Origin of the sequence: Sinobaca qinghaiensis, from assembly GCF_003610495.1 — a bacterium.
Taxonomy (GTDB): Bacteria; Bacillota; Bacilli; order Bacillales; family Marinococcaceae; genus Sinobaca; species Sinobaca qinghaiensis.
In genome coordinates this window covers 371,803-397,201 of record NZ_RAPK01000010.1, presented here as the reverse complement: position 1 = coordinate 397,201, position 25,399 = coordinate 371,803, and the positions used below count along the sequence as shown (strand labels likewise).

The following is a 25,399-nucleotide window of genomic DNA, read 5'->3' as shown; positions in this document are numbered from 1 at the left end:
TTTTTTGTTAAGAAGACATTTTTGATTTTCTGCGGCTTCGCACAGCCTGCCAGAGCGGCACGACAAAAGCGAGAAGTGCAACGCCGAGAAGGCTGACTGCGATCGGGCGTGTGAAAAAGATGGATAAATCGTTGTTTGCTATGGTCATAGACTGACGGAAGGAATTTTCCATCATGCCGCCGAGAATAAAGGCGAGAATCAGCGGAGCGGCCGGGAAAGAGAACAGTCTCATGAAATACCCGAGCACACCGAATGCAAGCAGCATGTAAAGGTCAAATGTGTTAAAGCTGATCGAGTACACGCCGATCATGCTGAACATAATCACAAGCGAAATTAAAAGCGGTCTTGGAATGGCAAGCACTTTCGCAATATAGGGAATAAGCGGAAGGTTCAGGACGAGTAGAAAGATGTTTCCGACATACATACTAATGATAACGCCCCAGAACAATTCCGGCCGGTCGGTGATTAAAAGCGGGCCGGGCTGAACGTCGAGAACAAGCAGGGCGCCTAGAAGCACAGCGGTCGTTCCGGAGCCGGGAATACCGAGGCTGAGCAGCGGAACGAACGCACCGCTTGTTGCCGCGTTGTTTGCCGTTTCCGGAGCGGCGATGCCTTTAACCGCACCTTTGCCCCATTCCTCCGGATTTTTAGCGATTTTCTTTTCCGTAATATAGCCGATAAAAGAAGCGATCGTGGCGCCGGCGCCGGGAAGCACGCCGAGAATAAATCCGAGAAAAGACTGCCGCGTCATCGGGCCGGCCATTTCTTTGTAATCGCTTTTGGACAATTTAAGGCTGCCGATATTTTCATTGCCTTTTATTTTATCCTTGCGGTTAATAATCAGGTTGCAGATTTCTGCCAGGGCGAACAGGCCGAGCGCCACAACGAGAAAGTCGATGCCTTCCAGCAGGTTCGGGTTGTTGAACGTAAAGCGGGCGGTTCCTGTCTGGCTGTCAATGCCGATCGTCACGGCCATAATGCCGACAACAGCAGCAATCAGTGCTTTTACTGTAGAACCGTCTGAAAGGCTGGAAATGGCGGTAAGACCGAGAATCATTAAGGCAAAGTACTCGGGCGGGCCAAATACGATCGCCACGCTGGAAAGAAGCGGAGCGAAAAGCATTAATAAAACAACACTGACGGTTCCACCGGTAAAAGAAGCAATGGCGGCAATGGCCAGAGCTTTACCGGCCTGGCCTTTCTGAGCCATGGGGTAGCCGTCAAAGGAAGTAGCTACCGTACCGGCAATGCCGGGTGCGTTCAGCAGAATAGAAGAAGTCGATCCGCCGAAGACGGCTCCGTAATAAACGCCTGCCATCAGAACGAGCGCAATGGTTGGATCCATGCTGTACGTTAATGGAATCATGATGGCGATGGCGCTGATAGGGCCGAGACCCGGCATCATGCCGATAAAGGTTCCGGCCATAACGCCGAGAAGAACAAACAAAATACCCTCTATACTAAGAGCGAGCTGGAGCCCGCTTAATATACCGTCGAAATTACCCATGCTGCATGCTCCTTTCTAAATAGGCAGAATCCCGGAAGGAAGGGAAATACCCAATAGTTGTGTAAAGATAAGATAAAGCGAAACGGGAAACAAAACGGCCACAATCGCGTTGGTGACGTGCTTTTTGTATCCGAGAAACAGACTGCATATAAATATAAACAACATAGAAACGAGAATAAATCCGAGTATTTCCAGAAAAAAGATATAAACGAGTATTAATAAAAACGTGCCGATCAGCATAAATGCATCACTTTTTGGAATGTTGCGCTTTTCTTTCTGCTCCGGTGTTTCATTGTCCGGCATGAAAAACAAAATCAGGCTGAGGACAATAAGCAGAACGCCAAGTACTTTAGGAAGCGTATCGGAATCAATAATCGAATTCATGAAGCTTGGAAGCTGAAATGCTAAGTATAAATAAAAGGCGGCAATTGCCATAAGAACGAGACTGACTTTCCGGTGCGGTGCTTTTAACATGAAGTGCTCTCCTTTCGTATAGAAAAGAAAAGGTGCCGGCTCTCTCAGCAGGACACCTTTTCTGCCTGTGCTTTATTTATTCCTGATTGTAAAGGCCAACATCATCAAGCAGTTCCTGCATGGACGCACTCTCTTCTTCGAGAAAGTCACTGTATTCTTCACTGTTCATGTACGCTTCTTCCCAGCCGTATTTCTCGCGGGTGTCCGCCCAGAACTCGGAATCATTAAGCTCCTGGAATTTTTCTTCGTAAAATGCCACCTGGGCTTCAGTCATATCAGGCGGTCCGAAGAATCCTCTCCAATTGACGAAGGTTGCATCGATTCCCTGTTCAACGGCTGTCGGGAAGTCTTCAATGACGTCTCCGCTCATCCGTTCTTCAGCTGTAATACCGAGCACACGGATTTCGCCGGCTCGTACCTGTTCGATCGTTTCTGTCACGCCGGTGGAATATACGTCAGCGTTTCCGTTTAACAGGTTGGTCATGGTGCTGCCGTCCTGAGCCGATACGTACTTGACGGATTTAGGATCAACGCCTGCAGCGGCGGCAATTTTGACAAACTGCATGTGGTCCATGCTGCCCGGGGAGGACTCACCGATCACGGTAATGCCTTCCGGATCGTCTTTCATGTCTTCAAATAGTTCATTCAGGTCTTCCCATTCGGCATCATCGCGCACCGCGAACGCGCCGTAGTCGGAAATCATGTTTGCAAGCGGCGTAAAGTCTTCGTAGCCGACATCGGACTGGCCGTTAAGTGGAATTAGAAGCAGGGGAGGAGACGCAACGAACAGATGATGCGGATTCCCGCTTTTTCCTTGTATGTAGGACCAGCCGACCGAACCGCCGCCGCCTTCTTTGTTTACGACACCCATGCCCTCGTCCAGAATTCCTTCTGTTTCAAAGCCTTCTGCGGCCATCCGTGCGGTAGTGTCCCAGCCGCCGCCTGCGCCTGACGGAGCGACCATTTCAATAGACTGTTCCGGCTCCCAGTCGCCGCCGCCTTCACCGGATGATTCTTCGCTGCCGGATCCACAGGCAGATAACGTAACCGCGGAGATAAGTCCAAAAGCTGCTAATTTGATATATTTCAAAATAATGACCCCCTTTGATTGAATAGTCCAAGCATAAAGAAAACGATTACAAATGTAACCGTTTACAAAATAAGTTCTATTAAAAACAAAAGCAGGGGTTTTGTTCATTTTGTGCACAAAAAAAGAGCTACCGGCTGAAATACCGGCGCTCCGGGCGGCCGACAATGCCGTAAATAGGCTTCGCCTCGCCTTTATCAACAGAGATTAAAAATTCGAGATACCGTCTGGCCGTCGTACGGGAAGCACCGAGGTGACGTCCCATTTCTTCGGCGGTCGTTCCTTCCGGCATATCCTGAAGGCGCTCCTGCACGGTGCGGAGCGTCAGCGCGTCAATGCCTTTTGGCAGAGGCTCCTCTCCATATATGTAAGCCGGAGAAGGGGAATCTGTCTGCACCGGTACTGTGCCGCTGTACCATTCATCAATGTCTTCCTGCGACATATCAGGAACCGTGGATACGCTTTGATGAAACACTTCGTATTTCTGCAGCGTTTCCTTGAGGCGGTCGAGCGAACCGGGTTTAATAATATAGTCAAACACGCCGTAGCGGAACGATTTTTTAATATGTTCAGCGTTGGTGGACGCGGAAACAATAATCACGTCTACCTCCGGGTATTCCCCGCGGATCGTGTGAAGCAGATCCACTCCCATGCTGTCCGGCATATATACGTCAAGCAGCAGAAGCTTAATAGGATGCGTGCGGAGCAGTTCAAGCAGCTCAGCGGCGCTGGCAGCTTTAGCCGTGCATTCAAAGCCTTCGAGACCATCAACGATTTCCTGATGGATCTGGGCGATGCGGAAATCATCTTCGGCAATCGCGGTTCTGATCATGAGATATCCTCCTTTTTCTCGAGATGCGGATGTTTCGGAATATAAACGGAAAAAATGGTACCTTCTTCATCGGACGTATACTCAAGCATGCCGTGAAGTTCGTGGACCGTATGCTGAATCACCGACAGGCCGTAGCCGCGTTTGCCGGTCCCGGACTTTGTTGAGACACCTTTTTGCAGAAGCGTTTCAAACGAATCAGCGAGGCCGGGGCCGTTATCGCTGATTTCAAATACAATATCATCGGCAATATCGGTAACGAAAAAGTGAACTTCCGGCTTTGTGCTGTGCTGACCGGCTGCTTCCAGTGCATTGTCGATCAGATTGCCGAGCACGGACACCATCTGCACTTTGCCGATAGAAGAGGGGAGCACGTCGAGCTGGCTGTCGGCCTCGACCCGGAAGGCGACCTTCATTTCGGAGGCGCGGCTGCTTTTTCCGGATAAAATAGCCTGGATGGTTGGATCGAGAATCTGCCCGAATACGACAGAGGCCTGCTGCTTCTGCAGGTTGGTTTCCTCATCAATCATCTGCAGCGCTTCCCGGTTTCTGCCAAGATGCAGGTAGCCCGAGAGAGCGTAAAGCTTGTTCATGAATTCATGGTTCTGGGAGCGCAGGTCGTCCGAGTAGCGCTGAATATCCGAGAGCGTGTTGGCCATCTGCATCATTTCCGTTTTGTCGCGGAAGCTTGAGACCACGCCGGCGATCTCTCCTTTTTTGAAAATAGGCTCCCGGTTTACGATCAGAGTGGTATCTTCAAGCTGAAGCTCCTGATTATATTCCGGTTCCCGGCTTTCGAGCACCCGGTCCATGCTCGAAGAGGGGAGAACCTCTTTTATATGCCGCCCTTCTACTTTGCCCTGCACGCCGAGCATAGCGGCAGCCGACTGGTTCATCAGCGTAATGCGGCCCTCGGTGTCAATGGCGATAATGCCTTCGCGGATAGCCTTCAGGATGCCGTCGCGCTCGGAATACATGTTGGCAATTTGATAGGGCTCGAGCCCGTACATGTCCTTTTTAATACTTCTGGAAAGCAGAATGCTGCCGATAACCCCGCAGGCTACAGCGAGCAGGGCAATGCCGGTTAAAAGGGCCACGCGCCGGAAGACTGCCGCCTGCAGATCCTCAATCAGGAAGCCGACCGAGACGATGCCGACAATATCGCCGTTTTGATCCCGGACCGGTGTTTTGCCTCGGAGGGAGGGGCCGCGCGTCCCGGTTGCTTTTGATATGTACGCTTCTCCCTCGAGGAGTGCCCGGTCATTATCGCCTCCGACCATGCTTTCCCCGATCTGCCAGGGATCCGGATGAGCGTAGCGGATTCCATCGGTGTTGCCGATCACTACGAATTCCGCACCGGACTGCCTGCGGATACGTTCAGCGTAGGGCTGCAGCACCTCGGAAGGCTCTTCTGCAGAAAAAGCATCCCGCACAACGGGGGATGCTGCTACATATGTGGCTGTACTGAGTGCTTTATCACCGAGCGTGCTTTCAATATCATTCATCTCCATAAAGGCATAACTGCCGGACAAAAGAATCGTCACAAACGCAATAATGCCGGAGACGAGGAAAATGATTTTCGTCCGAATAGTTATTTTCACAGCAACTTCCCCTTATGAATCGCTTACATTTTCTTAAGAATACGGGGAAATGGGGATAACGTCAAGCGGACCTGGAAAAAGAAGGAGCTCCTGTTGATAAGTCTTCTTTAAATATTCAGAAAAACAGAATAAAGTACTGGTATATAAGGATTTAACCTGTTGATTGCAAATCTGTTGATAACTCGGTGAAAATGTGGATAACCACAGCAGCACCGGATAGAAAGCAGAGGGGGCTGTGCACAACTCTGTGGATAGTGTGTATAAGTGTGGATTTCGAAAAAAGAACCGCTTGACAGGAAAATAAATCCTGCAGGCGGTATGCTTATTATCTCTTATTTTACTGTACGTTATTCTTCTTCCTGCAGCATTTCCCATTCTTCCATCTGCTGGTCGAGGGCTGTTTTCAGCTCCTGCGAAGAAGCCTGAATCGAGGCGGCCTTTTCGTGGTCGCTGTAGACATCGGGGTCGAGAAGCTGCTGCTCGTGTTCTTCAATTCTGGATTCGAGCTCTTCAATAGAAGCTTCAATCGTTTCAATCTGCCGCAGACGCCTGCGTTCGTTTTTCTTGGCATCTTTGTCCTGCTGAAAGCTTGTTTTAACAGCAGGGGCACCGGCTGAAGCAGGGGTCGTTTCGGCCGCTTCCTCCCGGCGGATGGCTTCGCGTTCCTTTTCGTCCTCTACGCGGGCAATGAAGTAATCGTAATCGCCGATATAGTCGCGGAGGCCGCCCGGGGACAGCTCCACAATCCGTGTAGCCATCCGGTTAAGAAAATAACGGTCGTGGGAAACGAAGACGAGCGTGCCCGGATAGTCGATCAGCGCACTCTCGAGAACTTCCTTGCTGTCGAGGTCAAGGTGGTTGGTCGGCTCATCAAATAACAGAACGTTTGGTTTCTGCATCATCAGCTTGGCAAGCGCAAGCCGGGCTTTTTCGCCGCCGCTTAGGTCGTACACCTTTTTCAGTACGTCTTCCTGGGTAAACAGGAAGTTTCCGAGAACCGTACGGATATCTTTTTCCATCGTCTGTGGATAATCGTCCCAAAGCTCGTGCAGGACATCCTTGTTTGTGTTCAGATCTGCCTGTTCCTGGTCATAGTAGCCGATCTTCACTTTGCTTCCGAGCCGGATCGTGCCGTCCTGCAGGGGAAGATCTCCTTTCAGGGCTTTAAGAAGGGTGGATTTGCCGACCCCGTTCTGGCCGATCAGCGCTACGCTTTCGCCTTTTTTTACGTTCAGGCTCAGATTGTTAATAATGGGCTCCGCTCCCGGATAGCCGATCTGTACGTTCTCGATCATGAGCACATCATTGCCGCTTTCTTTATCAATGGAAAACGAAAACGACGCGGATTTCCGGTCGCCGTCAGGCTTTCCGGCGCGGTCCATTTTTTCCAGCTTTTTGCGGCGGCTCTGCGCCCGTTTAGTCGTGGAAGCTCGCGCAATATTGCGCTGCACGAAGTCCTCGAGCTCGGCAATTTCCTTTTGCTGCTTTTCAAAGGTTTTGAGCTCCTGTTCGTAGCGGAACGCTTTTTCTTCTATATAGTAGCTGTAGTTTCCCTGATACAGCGAAGCCCGGTTCCAGGCAATTTCATACACCTTTTGGACAATTTTATCGAGAAAATAGCGGTCGTGGGAAACGATCAGCACCGCACCGTCGTAGCCGGACAGATACTGCTCCAGCCAGCGGAGCGTATCGATATCGAGGTGGTTGGTCGGCTCATCGAGAATCAGCAGCTCCGGCTTGGAAAGCAGAAGCTTGGCCAGGGCGAGGCGGGTTTTCTGTCCGCCACTCAGCACATTAACTGAAGTATCATAGTCAAACGCCCCGAACCGGAGCCCGGAAAGAATGCCGCGGATATCGGCTTCAAACTGGTAGCCGCCGCGTTCCTTAAAGGTGTGCTGCATCGAATCATATTCGCTCAGCACCTTTTCATAGGCCGCCGGCTCTTCCAGAAGGGCCGGGTCCGACATTTTTTCTTCCAGTCCGCGGAGATCTTTTTCCATTTTACGGAGTTCAGTGAATACCGTCAGCATTTCCTCCCAGATGGAGCGGTCGGTGTCGAGGCCGCTGTGCTGATCGAGGTAGCCGATCGCGACGTCTTTTGGAATGACCACCTGGCCGGAGTCGCTCGCAAGCTCTCCGGTAATGATTTTTAAAAGCGTGGATTTGCCGGCGCCGTTGCGCCCGACAAGCGCGACACGCTCTTTGGCTTTTACGTCCATTTTTATGTTATGCAGAATTGTGTCTGCGCCAAATGACTTTGTTATATCTATACACTGCAGTGCAATCATCAAGAACCATCCTTTTATACAAGTCTCACCTTTTAGTTTAGCTTATTTGACGGGAAAAGGCGATTGTTCAGGATACAGAAAGACGGCTGGTTTCCTTCATATTCTTATGACAATACGTGCTTATATGGTGTACAATAAAAAAAGAAAGCGTAAACAGAAATCCTTCTGTTCGTCTTTCTCCCAGATAACAGGTATGCTGTGTATACCGGGAGATCCCGATACAAACGATGCCTGGTACCGATTGATACAGGCAGCGACCTTTGGAGGCTTTCTAATGAATACAGACCAGCAAAAAATACCACAGGCTACAGCGAAGCGTCTGCCGCTGTACTACCGATTTCTTGAAAACCTGCATGCCTCCGGAAAAACCAGGGTGTCTTCCACAGAATTAAGCGAAGCGGTGAAGGTGGATTCGGCGACGATCCGCCGGGACTTTTCCTACTTCGGTGCACTCGGCAAGAAAGGGTACGGCTATAACGTGTCCTACCTGCTGTCCTTTTTCCGGAAAACGCTGGACCAGGACGAGCGGACAAACGTCTGCCTCGTCGGAGTCGGTAACCTCGGCACCGCGCTTCTGCGCTATAATTTTTCCAGAAGCGATAACACACGCATCGTTTCGGCCTTTGACGTAAATGAGAACGTTGTTGGTAAGGAAGTAGGCGGAGTGGAGATTTTCCATCTCGACCAGCTTACCGAAAAGGCCCCTGAGGATGAACAGCCAAGCGTGGCGATCCTGACGGTTCCCGCCGAATTTGCCCAGTCCACCGCCGAAAAGATTGTGGACGCCGGCATTAAGGGAATTTTGAATTTCACGCCGGCCCGCCTGTCCCTGCCGCCTTACATAAGGGTGCACCATATCGATTTATCGATTGAACTGCAGACACTCGTCTACTTTTTACGGAATTACCCGCTCGATTCGTAAGCACGTATCCGATTTATTTTAAAAAGGGAGGCTGTAACATGCCAATAGGTCCAGGAAGTCTTGCACTGATTGCCATAGTAGCACTGCTCATATTCGGCCCAAAGAAGCTGCCGGAACTTGGAAAGGCAGCGGGCAACACCTTGAGAGAATTTAAGTACGCAACCAAGGGGCTGGCAGATGATGACGATGAAGAGAAGCCAAAGAAATCCGAACAAAAAACCGGCGAAACCAAGTAATCAGCAGAAGCCGCCGCTTATAGAAGAAGAGATGACGCTGTATGACCACCTCGGGGAGCTGAGAAGGAGAATTATCCTGGTCGGCAGCGTTTTTCTTGCGGCCATGATTATCGGCCTGATTATTGCACCGCGCGTGATTGAGTATCTGCAGAACATTCCTGCAGCGGAAGATTTTCCGATGAACGTCTTCAGCCTGACCGATCCGGTGATGCTGTATATGAACTTCGCTTTTGTGATCGGCCTGATACTCGTGTTTCCGCTCCTGCTCCATCAGCTCTGGGCGTTTGTGGCTCCGGGCCTGCTGGAAAATGAGCGCAAAGCAACCCTTTCCTACATCCCGATTGCCACGTTCCTGTTTTTCGGGGGACTGGCTTTTGCTTACTTTATTCTGTTTCCGAACGTGCTCCGCTTTTTGAGCTCGCTGACCGAGCGGCTGGGACTGACGGAACAGTACGGAGTGAACGACTATTTTTCCTTTCTGTTCCAGCTCACCCTGCCGTTTGGGCTGCTGTTTCAGCTCCCGGTCGTGGTGATGTTTCTGACGCGTCTCGGAATGATTACGCCCGCCTGGCTGCGCAAGGTGCGCAAGTACGCGTACTTCGTGCTGCTTGTCGTGGCCGGCTTTATTACGCCGCCGGAGATCGTTTCGCATCTGATGGTGACCGTGCCGCTCCTGCTGCTGTATGAAATAAGCATTATTATTTCCAGGTCGACGTATAAGAAAGTACTGAAGGCCGAGCAACAGCGCATGGAAGAATGGGCACTCGAAGAACAGAAACGCCGGCAGGAAGAAATCGATAAACAGAATAATGGATAATAAAAAAGCTGTCCCCTGGGGCGGCTTTTTTTTATGTTTATTCATAAAAAGACTATTTATATATATTTATGATAAATAAATCCTGATATTTTGTTCAAAATTTCATATTAATTACGATATATAGCGTAACTATGTTACGGAGATGAGGCGGAATCATGCAGAAGATTAAGGTAGTCACAGTGATCGGCACCCGGCCGGAGGCAATAAAGATGGCACCTCTTTTAAAAGAGCTGGATCAGCGTACGTCGGTGGCGTCGTCATTGATTGTAACGGGGCAGCATAAGGAAATGCTGGATCAGGTGCTGGAGACGTTTACGCTGGAGGTAGATCATAATCTGCACATTATGCAGCCGAGCCAGACGCTGACGACAATTACGGTAAAGGTGCTGGAAGGCCTGGAGCGGCTGTTTCATGAGATAAAGCCGGATCTGGTGCTCGTGCACGGCGACACGACAACCACATTTGCCGCCTCCATAGCGGCGTTTTACCAGCAGATTCCGGTCGGTCATGTGGAAGCCGGGCTTCGCACAGGTAATAAGTTCTCTCCTTATCCGGAAGAAATGAACCGGAAGCTTGCCGCCGCGGCAGCGGATTGGCATTTTGCCCCGACGGCCGCCGCCGAGAACAATCTGCTGCGGGAAAACGTACCGCCGGAGTCAATTTTTGTGACCGGCAATACGGCCATTGATGCGCTCGCGCTGTCTGTACGGCTGGACTACACCCATCCGATTCTCGATGCGATAGGCGGGGAGCGGTTTATTATTTTAACGACGCACCGCCGTGAAAACGCAGGAGACGGGATGAAGGGCATTTTTACAGCCATTCAGCGGCTGCTCGAGGCATTTACGAATCTGCACGTAGTCTATCCTGTTCATAAAAATCCGCAGATCCGCGCGCTTGTGGATAACATGTTTACAGAGAATCCAAGGCTTCATCTAACCGAACCGCTCGAAACCGTAGATTTTCATAATATTGCTTCAAGAGCTGCGCTGATTTTAACGGATTCCGGGGGCATTCAGGAGGAGGCTCCTTCCTTCGGCGTCCCGGTGCTCGTGCTGAGAGAAAATACCGAGCGGCCGGAAGGGGTCGAAGCTGGCGTACTTAAGCTCGTCGGCACATCCCCTGATGTTATTGTCCGTGAGGCATCGCGGCTGCTCGAGGACGAAGCGGCCTACACGGATATGGCGGATCGGCCGAATCCTTACGGAGACGGCCGGGCATCGGTTCGTATTGTAGACATTATTGAACATTTATTTGCCCTGAAGGAGGCGTAAGATGAAGCCGACGGTATCCATGACTATCCTGTTTACGATTATGACTTTGTGTCTTCTGCTCATGTTTCAAGTGGGGGGCGCGCTGCTGCAGGCTATTTCGATGATGCTTGTTCTCGCGGCGGTGGCAGGAATGGCGCTGCTCCCAAAAAGGTATATTTTTCCGGCGGCGCTGTCGCTGATTCTTTTATACGGCTTTTACTTAACGGGCTGGAGCGTGTTTTTCGCAAGTGCGCCTGCCCAGCTTACGCTCATCAGCCACCATATTCTGTTCAGCCTTTTTACGGTGAGCGTCTGGCTGTTCTTTGCTTCGTTCAAAACGCTGCTTGCCGAACATGCGGCTCTCGAAAAGCAGGTGGACGAGCTGAAAAAATACGAGCCTTCTTCGATGCTGCTGTCGATCTCCGAGTTTGAAAGCCGGGTGGAATTAATGCTTACCGGCATGAAAAGACGCGGAGAATCAGGCTACCTGCTTCACATTGTGCTGAAGCCGCAGGTTTATGCGACGGCGGCCCTGCAGAAAAGCATGAGTGGGGTCATTCTGGAGTCGATACGAGCCCAGTACGATATGGCAACGATTAATCAGGACGGAAGCTTTTCTGTTTTCCTGCAGAATACGGATGAAACCGGCGTGGGGATTGTCAAAAACCGCCTGGACGAAAACCGGCAGAAAATCATGGCAGCGGAGGAGCCGCCCTATGACGTATATTCCTCTTATATGGAAGAATATGATTTCCACACGTCCGCAGCGCAGCTGTACCGGGTGAGAAAGGAAGCCTGAACGATGGATATATTTTTCATTACGGCAATGACGTTTTTCTGGGTATTATTAATTTACTATTCATGGCTGGCAGTAGGCGGTGTTATTCACCGGAGAAGAATCTACCCGTTTGAAAAGCTCGATGACTATCCGTCGGTGTCCATTCTGATTCCGGCACATAACGAAGGCGTCGTGATGCAGTATACGCTGCAGGCGATGCAGGCGCTCGAGTATCCGGGCAGGCTGCAGGTGATTCTGCTTGATGACAATTCCAGTGATGATACAGAAGCGATCGGCCGGGAGTACAGCCGGCTTTTTTCCCGTATTCACTATGTCCAGGTGCCGCCGGGTGAGCCGAAAGGGAAATCAAGAGTACTGAATCACGGTCTGTCGTTTATTGATACCGAATATTTTCTCGTTTATGACGCGGATAACCAGCCCGAGCCGGATGCGGTACAGAAGCTGGTGGAGGCTGCCGTGCAGACGAAAAAAGCGGTCGGAGCCGTCGGCTATGTGAAGACAGTCAACGCCCGGAAAAACCTGCTGACGCGCATGATTGCGCTCGAATTTGAAGTGTTTCAGCTGCTGATGCAGAGCGGACGCTGGCACTGGTGGAAGATGGGATCGCTTGCCGGGACGAACATGCTCCTAAAAGTAAGCGCCCTCGAAGAGCTCGGTGGCTATGATGAATACGCGCTTGCCGAAGATGCGGAGCTGACGATCCGGGTGGCCTCGAAAGGCTGGCGCCTTCCCGTCGTGCCGGAAGCGAGAACGTGGGAACAGGAGCCCGAGCAGCTGCGGATTTTTATCCGGCAGCGCACGCGCTGGCTGATCGGAAACATTTATTTGTTGGAAAAGTCATTAAAGGACGCTTCGTTCTGGAACCGGACGACATTGATTCATTCGATCCAGCATATTGCGACGTATTTCTTTTTTGTGGTCGTGCTGTTTGTCTCCAATGTGCTGCTGATTCTCAGCCTGTTTGATGTGGTGTCGGTGTCTCTGGCGGTTCCGCTGTTAATGGTCTGGTTTATGAGCTATATTGTATATACGAGCCAGATTCTCAGTGCACAGGTGCTGGAAAAAGATGCCGGGAGCTTTCAGGTGGCAGTAGGGGGCATTATGTATTTTACGTACGCCCAGCTGTTTCTCGTACTGCTCGCGAAAAGCTTTTTCTCCTACTTTGCGAGCCGAATACGAAAGCGCACCATACTCTGGGACAAAACAGAACGCTTTAAAGGAGAGAATTCGTGAAAAAATGGATGATTGCCGTACTTTTGATTATCGGCAGCGGCCTGGCAGCCGTCTGGCTGTTTCTGCCGGATAGGGAGGAGGATGAAACCGTGACGGTAGTAGAAGACAGATATCGGGGAGACAACGGATTGATCGCCAATTACCCGGACGGGGAAGGTAACACGGAATACCTGTCTGAATCGATCGGCCTGTATTTGGACTACCTGCTCGTCATCGAAGACGGGGACGCCTTTGCGGCAGAAGTGGAGCGCCTGTCCGAGTTCACCGAAGAGCTTGAGAATGGGACGCTTCTTAAATGGAAGGTGGAGGAGGATATTTCCGTCAACGCACTGATTGACGATGTCCGTATTGCCTATGCGCTGCAGCGTGGTGCCGAACTGTTCGGTGAAGAGTCGTATCAGGAGCTATCGGAGTCCATTCAGCAGGCGGTCTATCATTATCAGTATGACGAGGGCGAATGGCATGATTTTTACGACTGGCCGTCCGGATCCCTCTCCCAGGAAGTGCACTTCAGCTACTTTTCCGCTGCTGCCTGGGAAAGCTTCGGGTGGGACGGGGCTTCGCTTGAAGGTGTTACACGTGCTGCCCTGGATGACAGCCTCTACTACTACGAACGGTATAACGTTGCGGAACAGGAGAAAGAATTTTATACGGAAGGCGAAGTGAACCTGATTGACCAGGTGCTGATCATGCAGCAGATGGAGGCGGTCACCGGGGAGGTGCAGCCGTTGGAAAACTGGCTGTATGACACTTATGAAACGAACGGGAGGCTGACGGGTCGCTACGACCGAACAACGATGGAAGAGTCGGTCGCCTACGAAGCACCCGCCGTATACGCCTTGATTATGCTGCACTTTCTTGACAAAGGAGACATGGAAAAAGCGGCAGACTGGAAAGAACCGCTCGAAAACGTTCACGAGCCCGAACAGGTATCCACAGAAGCCCACTTTTTTGATTATATCCTTGCAGAAACGGCGTTAGAGCGGCTGGAGAAAGAAACGCAGGCGGCAGAAGAATAAAAAAAGAAGCACCCGCGCGGGGTGCTTCTTTTTATTGATCTTTTTTATCGTTATTGTCTTTCTTTTCCGGGTTGTCTGATGCTTTCATGCGTTTATGAAGCACCCAGAAGCGGTGTCCGAGCATAAGGTCGAACGTGGCGATGGCAGCAAGTGCCACGCTCATCACGCTCCACATTCCGTACTCCCCGGCAAACTGAAGGCCAAGGAAAATACAGAAGCCGGCTATTCCAAAGTAAATCATCGACATCGTCAGCGGAGACATCATAGAAACAATCCTCCAATAATCAGCGCGGCTTGTTCCGCTTCACGGATAATTTCTTCCAGCTGATCCGCGAAGATCACCTGCGTCACAACCACAAACGCGTTCATCGCCACGTGGGCAATAATCGGTACGAGAATCCGTCCGGTTTTTACATAAAGGAAGGAAAACGTAAAACCGACAGCGGTATAAATTAAGAGATGCGTGAAATCAAGGTGTACTGCCGCGAAGATGACGGAGCTGATTAACGCCGCAAAGATAAAGTTCATGCGGCGGTAGAGCGCACCGAACAGCACCTTGCGGAAAACGAGCTCTTCTAAGATCGGGCCGACCACAGCCACGACAAGAGCGAAGACCGGCACCATTTGAACCATCTCGACGATTTGCTGCGTGTTTTCCGAGCCGGGTTCGACGTTGAAAAGGGCTGTTTCAATGATCACCGCCACATACTGGGCGACGAAGGCGAGCAGAATACCAAGAAAGCTCCACAGCACCGCGTCCCCGACGGTGGTTCGTTTTAATTTAGGATGGGGCCTGGCTTTACGCTCCGGTATTAACAGCAGAAGCATGACTACCAGGGCGGCGATAAAGCTGAATATACTCCATACAGCAACGCTCTGCGTGGTATCCATTCCGGTTGCAAGCAGCAGCGGAATGCCAAGAATACCGGAGAGCTGCATAGCAATATACGTCACCAGAATCGCCCAATATCGCTTATTCAATAACGTCCACTCCTTAACATAAGTAAAATCGTTCAGCGGCTTTTAAGCCGTACCAACCGTCATTGTACCACAGCAGGCGGCAGATCCCTTACGATAATGCATGTGAAACAATTGTGAAGACGAAGAGAAAATAAGATTAAAAATCAGAGAGGACGGGAACAAGAAGAAAGGGTCCGGTGCGAAAAAGCAGAAACTTTTTTTCGGCAGGGGCTTGCAAAACAAAAGCAGAATGATTAATATAATAAGTGGATTAGCACTCAGCACATCCGAGTGCTAAAAATGAAAAAACAGTAAAGGCCAGCGCCCGTTTTTTCAAGGGACGCCGTGACTTTACGCTAACTCTGAAGGAGGGTTCTACCTTGTTAAAGCCACTAGGTGACCGTATTATTATTGAGCAAGTTGAATCAGAAGAAACTACTAAAGGCGGTATTGTCCTGCCGGGATCTGCCCAGGAAAAACCGCAGGAAGGCAAAGTAGTAGCGGTTGGATCCGGTGCAGTGAAAGACAACGGAGAAAGACGCCCGCTTGAAGTAAACGAAGGCGATAAAGTGATTTATTCCAAATATTCCGGAACAGAAGTAAAGTTTGACGGTACGGAGTACTTAATCATCCGTGAAAGCGACATTCTTGCAGTCGTAAACTAATCATTCCATGCATGCACGTATAAAAGCAGCACCTAACGAAACAAATACGCACTCAGGAGGGTACAATTAATGGCTAAAGATATTAAGTTCCGCGAAGACGCCCGCCGCTCAATGCTGCGCGGTGTTGACGAACTAGCTAACGCAGTAAAAGTAACGCTTGGACCGAAAGGACGCAACGTTGTTCTTGAGAAAAAATTCGGTTCCCCGCTTATCACCAATGATGGTGTAACGATCGCAAAAGAAATCGAATTAGAAGATAACTTCGAGAACATGGGCGCGCAGCTCGTATCCGAAGTAGCAAGCAAAACAAACGACATTGCCGGTGACGGTACGACAACAGCAACCGTTCTTGCCCAGGCTATGATCCAGGAAGGCCTGAAGAACGTAACATCCGGCGCAAACCCAATGGGTATCCGCAAAGGTATCGAGAAAGCAACGAAGCTTGCTGTAGATGAACTGCAGAAGATCTCGAAGCCAATCGAAGGCCGTGAGTCAATCGCACAGGTAGCAGCTATTTCTTCTGCATCCGACGAAGTCGGCGAAATTATCGCAGAAGCGATGGAGCGCGTTGGAAACGACGGCGTTATCACAGTAGAAGAGTCCCGTGGACTTGATACAGAGCTTGAAGTTGTAGAAGGTATGCAGTTTGACCGCGGCTATGCGTCTCCTTACATGGTGACGGATTCCGATAAGATGACGGCTGAGCTTGATAACCCGTACATTCTTATTACCGACAAGAAGATCTCCAACATCCAGGAAGTTCTTCCGGTACTCGAGCAGGTGGTTCAGCAGAGCCGTCCAATCCTTATTATTGCAGAAGACGTAGAAGGCGAAGCGCTTGCTACACTTGTAGTAAACAAGCTCCGCGGCACTTTCAACGCAGTAGCTGTTAAAGCACCTGGATTCGGCGATCGCCGTAAAGCAATGCTTGAAGACATCGCAACGCTTACAGGCGGTACGGTTATTACGGAAGATACAGGCCTTGACCTGAAGACAGCTACAGTCGACATGCTTGGTAATGCCAACAAGATTACCATTGATAAAGACAACACAACGATCGTGGAAGGAAATGGCCAGCCGGATCAGATTTCCAACCGTGTGAACCAGATTAAATCCCAGATCGAAGAAACAACTTCTGAATTCGATAAAGAAAAACTTCAGGAGCGCCTTGCTAAGCTTTCCGGCGGTGTCGCTGTCGTGAAAGTTGGAGCCGCATCCGAAACAGAAATGAAAGAGCGTAAGCTCCGCATCGAAGACGCCTTGAACTCTACGCGTGCAGCGGTAGAAGAAGGTATCGTATCCGGTGGTGGTACCGCGCTTATGAACGTATACAAGACGGTTGCCGCTATCGAAGCAGAAGGCGACGAAGCAACAGGCGTATCCATCGTGGTTCGTGCACTAGAAGAGCCGCTTCGCCAGATCGCGCTTAACGCAGGCCTTGAAGGCTCCGTTATCGTTGAGAAAATGAAGCACGAAGAAATTGGCATCGGCTTTAACGCCGCAACCAACGAATGGGTAAACATGGTAGAGGCCGGCATCGTCGACCCTACAAAAGTAACCCGTTCTGCACTACAGCACGCATCTTCCGTATCTGCGATGTTCCTCACAACTGAGGCAGTAATCGCAGAAAAGCCGGAGTCCAGCAGTGACTACGGCGGCGGCATGCCCGACATGAGCGGTGGCATGGGCGGAATGGGCGGCATGATGTAATGTCGCTCTCATAACCCTTATGTAATAGGGATTCTTCTTGATAAAAGAGGATAAAATGAGGCAAATGCTAACATTTTGCTAACAATTGAAGAATTTTCATTTTAAGCTTCTCATGAGTTCACTGAACTTGTGGGAAGCTTTTTCTTCCATTTCTTTTGTCATGTGAGCATAAATGTTCATTGTGGTTTCAATATCGGTGTGGCCAAGTCGTTGTTGAATTTCTTTAATACCGACTCCAGCCTCAATAAGAAGAGAGGTATGAGTGTGCCTGAAAGAGTGAGGAGTTAAGTTTCTTTCAATTTTTATTAACTTCAATAAACGTTTCATTCGAATAGCAATTTTCTTAATCGTCTCTGGATACCCGCTCATACGAGTAATAATAAAATTTTGGTCTACATACTCATCACGAGTCATCATCTTCCACTCGGTTTGTTCTTTCTTATGCTTTTTCAAAAGCGAAAGAATGTCTTCATCTATTTTTATCTTCCGGACCGACCCGCTCGTTTTCGGTGTGAGCAGCTCAAATTCTTTTTCTCTATTCTTAGGGTTGTATAGTGTTTTCGTTATATTAATAGTCGACTCGTTAAAATTAATATCGTTCCATTTTAAAGCTAATAGTTCACCTGCTCTCATACCGCTATAGGCTAGTAAAGAGAAGATGAGGTAGTCATACTGCAGGCCTTCATTTTTGGCTGCTTTTAAAAAGGCTGCTAATTCATGTTTCTCCAGGTATTTAATATCCTTGTTTCTTGTTTCTAATTCTTGAACCGAGTCGATTTTTCTAGGGACCTTAGCAAACTCTGTAGGGTTCTTTTTTATTAACTCAAATTCCAATGCTTTCTTAAATATCATGCGCCCGGTACTATGCACGCCATCAATACTAGAATTGGAATATCCCTTCTGTTGCAGATCGTATAATACCTTTTGATAACGAACGCCGTTAATATCTTTTAATTTTACATAACCAAAGTAATCGCAGAGACGCTTCATTTCAATTTTTCTTACACGAACAGAACTTACTTTTACGGAAGAGGCGTACATATTTAACCATTGATCTGCGAAATCTTTAAATAAAATAGCCTGCTCATCAACAAAAGTCTCTTCGTTTATCTCTTGTTGAGCTTTAATAGATGCTGCCTGGGCTTCTTTTTTTGTTTTGAAGCCGCCTTTACTTTTTTGCTGTCTTTTTCCAGTAGCAGGATTCTTCCCGAGATCGACTGTGTACGTCCAGGTTTTTCCTCTTTTATAAACATGGCCCTTCACCTTGACTAACTCCTTTCAATAGATGAAATGTTTACTTGTAAATGTCTTACTGTCATCACCTCCTTAAAGAAATTCTCTCTTTATTTTGGTGAAAAGATAACTTGTACTACTTTGCCTCGTATTTTAACCTCGCTAGTAGGGAGGGAGAGGGGATTATAATACGCATTGTCTGGTATGAGTAATAGATTGTCTGAATTAGCCTGGTTGTATACCCGCCTGATAACCGCTTCCGATTCGTTGATATGGAGAACAGCAATATCTCCGTCTTTAATTTCCTCTTTGCCATGTACGATCAATGTATCCCCATATTGAATACGACTATAGCCTTCCATCGCGTTGTCTGGTGTAATGAAGAAAAATAGCTTTTCTACGTTATACTGACCATCGTCCGGTAAGTAGGCGTAACGCGTAATATAATCGGTATCTTTTAAGGAAGTCTCGTAAGGAAGATAATCAAATACCGGTACGGTTAACAATCCTTCAATAGCATAATTCTCTTGGCTTTTTTCGTAACCGAGCAGCTCGTTTGGAGATACAGAGAAGTATTGAGCAATCTTAACCATTAAATTCTGACGAGGTCGTCTATCGCCTCGTTCATATGATGCAATAGTTGTTTGGGATACATCTAAAGCTCTTGCTAAATCGGCTTGCGATAGTTCTTTTTGTAAGCGAAATGTTTTAAGACGTTCACCAAAGCTTGCCACTTCTTATCCCGCTCCTCTTTATTAAAAGACTTCTTTTATAACGGATAGTCATAAAATTAATTTCATTATATCACTTTAAGTAATATTTTCAATTAATATAACACTTTTTGTAATAATTTTATTGAATTAACCGTTAATGTAATGTATTCTAATTTTGCACTATCACTTTAAGTACTTATCAAGGGGGCACTAATGGACACAAGAAACCTTCGCTTTATGGAATTGCGTCAACGATTTAACCTCACCCAAACAGAGCTTGGTAAAAGTGTGGGACTGTCACAGAGCATGATTGCTCATATCGAATCAGGCACAAAAGAGCCGAAAGGAATTTATAAGTTACGGTTGGCTCATCGGTTTGGCGTTTCGGTAGAGTGGTTATTTTATGAGGAAGTCTACAAAGAGTTCTATATGAGTTTAAAAGGAGGGCAGAGTAATGCAGCAGACAATGAACGACTTTCCACTTTTGCTTAAAGTAGAGCACGTAGCGGACATCATCGGTTGCTCGAAGCGAGTAGCGTATGAGTTGATGGAACTCACAGATTTTCCACTTCTACGTATGGGACGGTTAAAGCGAGTGCAGCGGGAAGCTTTCTTCTCTTGGCTCGAGTCGCAGGCAAATAAGCCGGCACAAGATATCGTTAACGTATAATCCACCTCAATTTCCCTTCGCAACATCCTCTTAGCATTTCTCTTTTCCTTATCTCTCAAACCAATAAGAAAAACATAGCACCAGGGGGGTTTATGAATTACTTAAAAGAACTAAATGCCTTTTATGATCAGCAGGAGACTAATCCACTGAGCGGGTCAGCTATTGCGATATGGCATGCCTTAATGCATATCTGCAACAAAGCCGGATGGCCAAAAAATTTCTCCGTGGCTGTATCAGTCGTATGCATCAAGGCCGGTGTAAAAGAACGATCGTTTTACAATGCACGTAACGAACTGAAGCAAAAAGGGTATATAGACTTCTCCAGCAGACGTGGCAATCAAGCGGCTGTGTATGTGCTGTATACACGTGCAGTAACCTATGCACACTCTTTTGCAGACAGTAATGCAGAGAGTACTGCAGGCAATTTGGGAGGGAATGTGTCCCCATTAATTAAACATAAACAAACAATACAAAACGAAACATCAATCAATTGCTTTCAATTTTTTGAGAAAAATGGATTTGGGATGCTTTCTCCGTTTATCAGCGATAGCATGAACAGCTGGTTAACGAATACCTCGTTTGAAGAGCCGGAAGAAGTAGTGATTGAAGCGATGAAGATCGCTCTCCTGCAGAACGTGCGTAACTGGAAATACGTATCAAGAATTCTTCAAGACTGGGAGACAAAACGCTTATTTACTTTAGATGCTATACAAGCGGAACAAGACAAAAGGAATAAACGGGTTACTCCCTTTCCAAAGCAAAGTAAAGGAGGAGTAAGCCGTGATACAAGCAAGCGATCATCTGCCGCCGGCGATAAAGGATACGATTTCGGATTCTAATATCATTCGCCGCTTCCAGTGTGAGGGATGCAGCGAACGAGTGATTTTGCGAAGAGTCATTATGCCTTTTGGCCCAAATAAAGGAAAGCGTATTGAAGTCACCTATGGGTGCCGATGCGAGGACATAGAGATAGGAAGGCAGGTGCTCCGTAACAAGGCAAAGCGGGAAAAGGAAAAGCTGTTTCAGCTGTTCGACCAGAATAGTTTAATCAATGCTGATTTGAAAGAAAGTGTATTTGAGAGCTATGTACCTAAAAATGATTCCCAGGTGGTGGCCAAGCAGAGTACAGAGTCGTATACAGAGCATTTTTCATTAACTGCTCCAGGTAATCTCTTGTTAACAGGTTCATACGGCTTAGGTAAATCGCATCTAGCGGTCTCGGTATTAAAAGGGGTATTGGATCAAGGACATACGGGCATCTTTATATCGGTTCCCAAGTTGCTGACTAAATTAAAAGCGACTTATAACAAGAATAGCCAATATGCTGAGGACGATTTGTTAACCGTACTGGAACAAGCAGACTGTTTAGTGCTGGATGACATAGGAGCAGAGCACGGGTCCGATCACAGCGGAAGCTGGAGCACGTCGAAAGTGTTTGAGATCGTAGATAGTCGTATTGGAAAACATACGATATTCACGACGAACCTAAATGGGCGAGATCTGCAGCGAAAGATAGGCGAGCGTAATTTTTCACGGATGATGCAGCATACCCAGGTTCTAACACTAAACGGAGCGGATCACCGGTTACGACAATTTACGACAATACAAAATGAAAGGAACGAATAGCATATGGAAAAAGTGAAAATCATGATTGATCCAGGACACGGAGGCAGGGATCCAGGAGCGGTTGCTAACGGTCTTCAGGAGAAGAATTTAGTACTAACAATAGCGAAGCATATCCAACAAACGCTACTGCAGAACTACCATGTGGATGTACGAATGACACGGGAGAGAGATACCTTTGTTTCGTTAGAGGGGAGAGCCGAGCTGGCCAATGCCTGGGGAGCGGATTACTTTCTGTCGATTCATATTAACGCTGGAGGCGGCAGCGGGTTTGAGACCTTTACTTTTACGAAAGCAGGCAGCAAAACGAAAGAGTATCAGAAGGCTGTACATGAGGAAATTGCGACTCGTTTGTATGAGAAAGATAGAGGGATGAAAGAAGCAAACTTTGCGGTACTACGGAGCACGAGAATGCCCGCTGTCCTAACAGAAAATTTATTTATTGATCATCCAAAAGACAGCCTGCGATTAAAAGATGCCACTGTTCTCAAGGCCATCGCCCAGGGGCATGTTAACGGCCTGATGAAGCTGTTAAGACTCACTCCAACACGTACAAGTCCCGCTCCTGCTTTTAAAGGAGAACGAGCGTACAGGATCCTTATTAACGATAAACAAATAGGCGCTTATAAAGAAACGGAGAACGTATTGGCTCAAGTCGAGCAGCATCTAAAAACAGCTACAAAAATTGAAGTACAACAACTATAGGAGGTATTTATATGGGAGAGTCGGTATTAAGTGCAAGCATTAAGAAAATAGAAATAGTGAACAAAACAAAGAAAGACGAATGGCAGCAGTCGGTAAGAATTATATTAGGGGACATCGAGCTGAATAACGAAAACTTTATTGCTCTCAGAAAATTCCGGCCCGATGAAATGGTAAACGTATCAATAGAGTCGGCACAGATCAGCTTATTTGAAGAAAAGGCAGCTATTGCAGAAGGAAGCATAGTTGGTGAAAGTAACAAAGGTACGGAGGATGCTGACGATTTATTCAGCATTGAAGAAGGGGATATGGACTTAAAAGAAGGAGAGTATGTACAGAAAGAATTCACTATATAAGTATAAAAAAGTAGAGTATGCTTTATGTACTCTACTTTTTTATATGAGAACAATATTAAATGGCTATAAAAACATTAAATAATATTCAGGAAATCGTACTACTAATATTTAATTTTAGGAGGAATACATTGAATTCGGCTAAAAATACCGCAGCAATGGATTTGCACATGTTAAACAGAATTTTATATCGATTTGGTAAATCCAGTGAATTTATAACAGTCTATAACTTTGTACTATTAAGAGACTATTGTTTGGTATTTGAAGAAATTGTTGAAACATTTGATCTGCCTGTTCAGCTGGATAAAAATATAAATAGAATCAGGCAAAATGTAAAACTTTTTGGAAGAAGAAAAAGCCTGAAAAACGATGATATCTATCTAAAAATAAGAAAAATTCATGAAGAAAACTTTAAAAGTTATGAAAACAATATAGGATTATTTTTAAAAGAAGATCAGATAATAGGAAGTACCATCTACAATACATATATATTTTTAGATTCAGAATTTGAAGATCCTTTTTCTTCATTATCTGATAGTGGATCCAAAGAAAAAATAAAGAATTTTTTAGTTGAAACGATTTCTGAAACTATAGTGGAAATCGAATCGCATATATTAGGTTCAATAGACTTAAATTTATATCAAGCCGACTCTAGTATTAAAAATGAGACAATTAGGATTAAAAACTTTGATGTAAGGGCAGAAAAATTCTTTGAAGATGATAGAAAAGCATTAGCATACCAATCTCTTCAATTTCGGCTATTGATATGTCTACAAGAATTAAACTATTTAATATTTATTCATGATGCTTTTATTAATAATAAAAATGTGCAATTTATTGATGAGTATACTTTTACAAGACTTCTTACTAAAGGGTTGGACCCTATTTTAAAAAATGTAAATAATCTTTGGAAATATAGTAATAAAGAATTCATGATGTGGACAGCTACTATGGATAAAAAACTTAAAAATGACATTCAGTCTTTAGCTAAAAATATAGACTTAATAAATTGGGTGAAGAGGTATAGAGATATGATTCATTATGATATACATACTCAAAATAGCAACTCTAATTTTTTAGATGTTTTAAATACAAATAAGGACTTTATAAATGAATGTCATCAAGTTTACGAGGAAGCTGTATTGCCTTTACAAAAAGGAATATCAGATTATATTATTGCTACAAAACCACATCAATACTCTCTATTTAAGATGATATCTATGAAATTAAGGGGGTCAAGAAATGCTAAATAATCTTGCAGAAATTGAAGAAAAATCTTCACAATTAAGTATCGATATAGGTTGTGGTAAAGCTATATTCGATGATTCTAATAATCCTAAAAAGCGGTATTTCTTAGAAAAAAGATGGGGGACAGGTAACAAAATCTTAACTGTTATTATGACTAATCCGAGCTCAGCTAATTCTTTGTCTTCTGATAATACGGTGGAGTTCTTATTAAAGTATGCAAGAGCTAGTACGGATGAGTATGATGCGTTGTATGTTGTTAATATAATACCTTTAATAAACCCGAGTACAAAAAAGCTTGATCTTGAAGATAAAGAAAAAATACGTTTGTCGGTAAAAGAAAAGATGAATAAAAAATGTATCGAATATGCTATAAGCAATTCAAACGAAATTATAATAGCTTGGGGAGGATTTGGCCAAACTTATATTCGCCAATTAATTGAAGACGAAGAGCTGAAAAATGTAATTATAGAAAATTCTTCAAAAGTTAAAGTGTTTGGATTAAGCAAAAAAGAAACATTCCCTAGGCATCCAAGACCAAATAACTCCAATAGAAACGACTTTGACTTAAATTCTAAACTGATAGTAGCTACTGACGAACTGAAAAAATGGATAAATAATCGGTCGAGAAAGAAAAAATAGTATTTGCCACCAGGTTCAAATGAAAAACTCTGTTTCCTAAATTGGGAGCAGAGTTTTTTTATTAGCAAATAAAAAAGTACAGATTGTAGTTAAATAGTTATAGATATATGTAAAATTATAGTATATGATATAAACAAAAACTCAAAGTTTATATTACAAAGAAAAATTTATTTGTTTTTTACTATAAACTAAGAGCAGAAAGAAGGATGAAAGTGGCGAATTTGGGTATCTTGTTATTTGTATTAGCTATATTAGCTACACCAGTTCTTTTATTAGTGGGAGTCATATTAAAAGCATTAAAAAAAGAAAATGGAATAAAATTAATTAAAGCTTCGGCATTAAGTTTTGGTATAGGAGTATTAGGTTTTATATTAGTCATAGCTGCCACGGAATCCTCAGACACCACTGTAAATGATACAGAGGCAGAAGTATCCGACGCTGAAAGTGAATCGGTAGAAACAGAAGAGAATGTTGAAACTGTAAATGACGATGAGCCACAAGAAGATGTTACTTCAGAAGAAACTAATACTACTGAAATCGAGACACCGAGTGAAGAAACTATGAGTGAAGAAGAATTCGAAGCTATATATGGCATGACTCAGGAAGAATTAGATGCTGAAGTGAAAAGACAAGAGGAAGAAATTGCAGATATGACGGTGGAAGAAAGAGATGCAGAGCTAGAGGCTATAGTTACTGAAGAATTGGGAGAAGAAAATACAGCGGAAAAGCTAGAGGCTATAATTGATGAAGAATTAGGAGAATAATCATGTTTAACGAGTTTGTTAATTAAGATTATTACTACTGGTAATATTTTCTAA

At 46.2% G+C, this 25,399-nt stretch carries 28 protein-coding genes; 18 read left to right on the top strand and 10 right to left on the bottom strand.

Annotation, left to right across the window (positions count from 1 at the left end):
• Window positions 1-7: 7 nt before the first annotated feature.
• The 6 genes from ATL39_RS13925 to ATL39_RS13900 form a co-directional block, all read right to left on the bottom strand.
• Window positions 8-1,507, bottom strand: a complete 1,500-nt coding sequence (locus tag ATL39_RS13925) for a tripartite tricarboxylate transporter permease (RefSeq protein ID WP_120193957.1) — start codon at window positions 1,505-1,507, stop codon at window positions 8-10.
• 15 nt (window positions 1,508-1,522) lie between these two features.
• A complete protein-coding gene (locus ATL39_RS13920) occupies window positions 1,523-1,981 on the bottom strand; it encodes a tripartite tricarboxylate transporter TctB family protein (RefSeq protein WP_120193956.1) in 459 nt (152 codons plus the stop codon).
• A gap of 76 nt (window positions 1,982-2,057) precedes the next feature.
• Window positions 2,058-3,071 carry a tripartite tricarboxylate transporter substrate binding protein gene (locus ATL39_RS13915; protein WP_425453013.1) on the bottom strand — a complete coding sequence of 338 codons (1,014 nt, stop codon included), beginning with the start codon at window positions 3,069-3,071 and terminating at the stop codon, window positions 2,058-2,060.
• 127 nt (window positions 3,072-3,198) lie between these two features.
• Window positions 3,199-3,900, bottom strand: coding sequence for a response regulator (locus ATL39_RS13910; protein WP_120193955.1), 702 nt, complete (start codon window positions 3,898-3,900; stop codon window positions 3,199-3,201).
• Window positions 3,897-5,498 (bottom strand): ATP-binding protein, encoded by a 1,602-nt coding sequence (locus ATL39_RS13905; RefSeq protein WP_120193954.1) that lies wholly within the window; start codon window positions 5,496-5,498, stop codon window positions 3,897-3,899. Before ATL39_RS13905 ends, ATL39_RS13910 begins: the two co-directional genes overlap by 4 nt.
• Before the next feature lie 347 nt (window positions 5,499-5,845).
• Window positions 5,846-7,786, bottom strand: a complete 1,941-nt coding sequence (locus ATL39_RS13900) for an ABC-F family ATP-binding cassette domain-containing protein (protein WP_120193953.1) — start codon at window positions 7,784-7,786, stop codon at window positions 5,846-5,848.
• 274 nt (window positions 7,787-8,060) lie between these two features.
• Here ATL39_RS13900 and ATL39_RS13895 point away from each other — a divergent pair, with 274 nt between their 5' ends.
• The 7 genes from ATL39_RS13895 (at window position 8,061) to ATL39_RS13865 (ending at window position 14,065) form a co-directional block, all read left to right on the top strand.
• The gene (locus ATL39_RS13895) at window positions 8,061-8,708 is read left to right on the top strand and encodes a redox-sensing transcriptional repressor Rex (RefSeq protein ID WP_120193952.1); all 648 of its coding nucleotides are present in this window, start codon (window positions 8,061-8,063) and stop codon (window positions 8,706-8,708) included.
• 38 nt (window positions 8,709-8,746) lie between these two features.
• On the top strand, window positions 8,747-8,944 hold the full coding sequence (locus ATL39_RS13890) for a twin-arginine translocase TatA/TatE family subunit (RefSeq protein WP_120193951.1): 198 nt from the start codon (window positions 8,747-8,749) through the stop codon (window positions 8,942-8,944).
• 31 nt (window positions 8,945-8,975) lie between these two features.
• Entirely contained in the window at window positions 8,976-9,761 is a 786-nt protein-coding gene (tatC, locus tag ATL39_RS13885) for a twin-arginine translocase subunit TatC (protein WP_245961000.1), read from the top strand.
• Between the two features lie 155 nt (window positions 9,762-9,916).
• Window positions 9,917-11,035 (top strand): non-hydrolyzing UDP-N-acetylglucosamine 2-epimerase, encoded by a 1,119-nt coding sequence (gene wecB / locus ATL39_RS13880; protein WP_211326994.1) that lies wholly within the window; start codon window positions 9,917-9,919, stop codon window positions 11,033-11,035.
• A gap of 1 nt (window position 11,036) precedes the next feature.
• The gene (locus ATL39_RS13875; RefSeq protein WP_120193948.1) at window positions 11,037-11,813 is read left to right on the top strand and encodes a hypothetical protein; all 777 of its coding nucleotides are present in this window, start codon (window positions 11,037-11,039) and stop codon (window positions 11,811-11,813) included.
• A 3-nt stretch (window positions 11,814-11,816) separates the two neighbouring features.
• The gene (locus ATL39_RS13870; RefSeq protein ID WP_120193947.1) at window positions 11,817-13,046 is read left to right on the top strand and encodes a glycosyltransferase family 2 protein; all 1,230 of its coding nucleotides are present in this window, start codon (window positions 11,817-11,819) and stop codon (window positions 13,044-13,046) included.
• Entirely contained in the window at window positions 13,043-14,065 is a 1,023-nt protein-coding gene (locus ATL39_RS13865) for a hypothetical protein (RefSeq protein ID WP_120193946.1), read from the top strand. The genes ATL39_RS13870 and ATL39_RS13865 overlap by 4 nt, the downstream gene beginning before the upstream one ends.
• A gap of 31 nt (window positions 14,066-14,096) precedes the next feature.
• Here the strand turns inward: ATL39_RS13865 and ATL39_RS13860 are convergent, their stop codons facing one another.
• Both ATL39_RS13860 and ATL39_RS13855 read right to left on the bottom strand, forming a co-directional pair.
• Window positions 14,097-14,330, bottom strand: a complete 234-nt coding sequence (locus ATL39_RS13860; RefSeq protein ID WP_120193945.1) for a hypothetical protein — start codon at window positions 14,328-14,330, stop codon at window positions 14,097-14,099.
• Window positions 14,327-15,046: a CPBP family intramembrane glutamic endopeptidase gene (locus ATL39_RS13855; RefSeq protein ID WP_120193944.1), complete on the bottom strand. Its 720-nt coding sequence runs from the start codon at window positions 15,044-15,046 to the stop codon at window positions 14,327-14,329. Before ATL39_RS13855 ends, ATL39_RS13860 begins: the two co-directional genes overlap by 4 nt.
• Window positions 15,047-15,405: 359 nt before the next feature.
• Between ATL39_RS13855 and groES the strand changes: the two genes are divergently transcribed.
• On the top strand, window positions 15,406-15,690 hold the full coding sequence (gene groES / locus ATL39_RS13850) for a co-chaperone GroES (protein WP_120193943.1): 285 nt from the start codon (window positions 15,406-15,408) through the stop codon (window positions 15,688-15,690).
• 69 nt (window positions 15,691-15,759) lie between these two features.
• Window positions 15,760-17,400, top strand: coding sequence for a chaperonin GroEL (groL, locus tag ATL39_RS13845; protein ID WP_120193942.1), 1,641 nt, complete (start codon window positions 15,760-15,762; stop codon window positions 17,398-17,400).
• Window positions 17,401-17,496: 96 nt separating this feature from the next.
• On the opposite strand, the gene ATL39_RS13840 is transcribed toward groL, so the two are convergent.
• On the bottom strand, window positions 17,497-18,663 hold the full coding sequence (locus ATL39_RS13840; protein ID WP_120193941.1) for a site-specific integrase: 1,167 nt from the start codon (window positions 18,661-18,663) through the stop codon (window positions 17,497-17,499).
• Window positions 18,664-18,743: 80 nt separating this feature from the next.
• On the bottom strand, window positions 18,744-19,367 hold the full coding sequence (locus ATL39_RS13835) for a helix-turn-helix domain-containing protein (protein WP_120193940.1): 624 nt from the start codon (window positions 19,365-19,367) through the stop codon (window positions 18,744-18,746).
• A gap of 192 nt (window positions 19,368-19,559) precedes the next feature.
• On the opposite strand from ATL39_RS13835, the gene ATL39_RS13830 reads away from it, so the two are divergent.
• The 9 genes from ATL39_RS13830 to ATL39_RS13790 all read left to right on the top strand — a co-directional run bounded on the left by ATL39_RS13830 (window position 19,560) and on the right by ATL39_RS13790 (window position 25,345).
• The gene (locus ATL39_RS13830; RefSeq protein WP_120193939.1) at window positions 19,560-19,838 is read left to right on the top strand and encodes a helix-turn-helix transcriptional regulator; all 279 of its coding nucleotides are present in this window, start codon (window positions 19,560-19,562) and stop codon (window positions 19,836-19,838) included.
• The gene (locus ATL39_RS13825; RefSeq protein WP_120193938.1) at window positions 19,801-20,016 is read left to right on the top strand and encodes a helix-turn-helix domain-containing protein; all 216 of its coding nucleotides are present in this window, start codon (window positions 19,801-19,803) and stop codon (window positions 20,014-20,016) included. Before ATL39_RS13830 ends, ATL39_RS13825 begins: the two co-directional genes overlap by 38 nt.
• A gap of 92 nt (window positions 20,017-20,108) precedes the next feature.
• Window positions 20,109-20,855, top strand: coding sequence for a DnaD domain protein (locus ATL39_RS13820; protein ID WP_120193937.1), 747 nt, complete (start codon window positions 20,109-20,111; stop codon window positions 20,853-20,855).
• On the top strand, window positions 20,797-21,642 hold the full coding sequence (locus tag ATL39_RS13815; protein ID WP_120193936.1) for an ATP-binding protein: 846 nt from the start codon (window positions 20,797-20,799) through the stop codon (window positions 21,640-21,642). Before ATL39_RS13820 ends, ATL39_RS13815 begins: the two co-directional genes overlap by 59 nt.
• A gap of 3 nt (window positions 21,643-21,645) precedes the next feature.
• Window positions 21,646-22,344 carry an N-acetylmuramoyl-L-alanine amidase gene (locus tag ATL39_RS13810; RefSeq protein WP_120193935.1) on the top strand — a complete coding sequence of 233 codons (699 nt, stop codon included), beginning with the start codon at window positions 21,646-21,648 and terminating at the stop codon, window positions 22,342-22,344.
• An 11-nt stretch (window positions 22,345-22,355) separates the two neighbouring features.
• A complete protein-coding gene (locus tag ATL39_RS13805) occupies window positions 22,356-22,697 on the top strand; it encodes a hypothetical protein (protein ID WP_120193934.1) in 342 nt (113 codons plus the stop codon).
• A gap of 128 nt (window positions 22,698-22,825) precedes the next feature.
• Entirely contained in the window at window positions 22,826-23,947 is a 1,122-nt protein-coding gene (locus ATL39_RS13800; RefSeq protein WP_120193933.1) for a hypothetical protein, read from the top strand.
• The gene (locus tag ATL39_RS13795; protein WP_120193932.1) at window positions 23,937-24,581 is read left to right on the top strand and encodes a DUF1643 domain-containing protein; all 645 of its coding nucleotides are present in this window, start codon (window positions 23,937-23,939) and stop codon (window positions 24,579-24,581) included. The genes ATL39_RS13800 and ATL39_RS13795 overlap by 11 nt, the downstream gene beginning before the upstream one ends.
• 206 nt (window positions 24,582-24,787) lie before the next feature.
• Window positions 24,788-25,345, top strand: coding sequence for a hypothetical protein (locus ATL39_RS13790; protein WP_120193931.1), 558 nt, complete (start codon window positions 24,788-24,790; stop codon window positions 25,343-25,345).
• The last annotated feature ends 54 nt before the right edge of the window (window positions 25,346-25,399 follow it).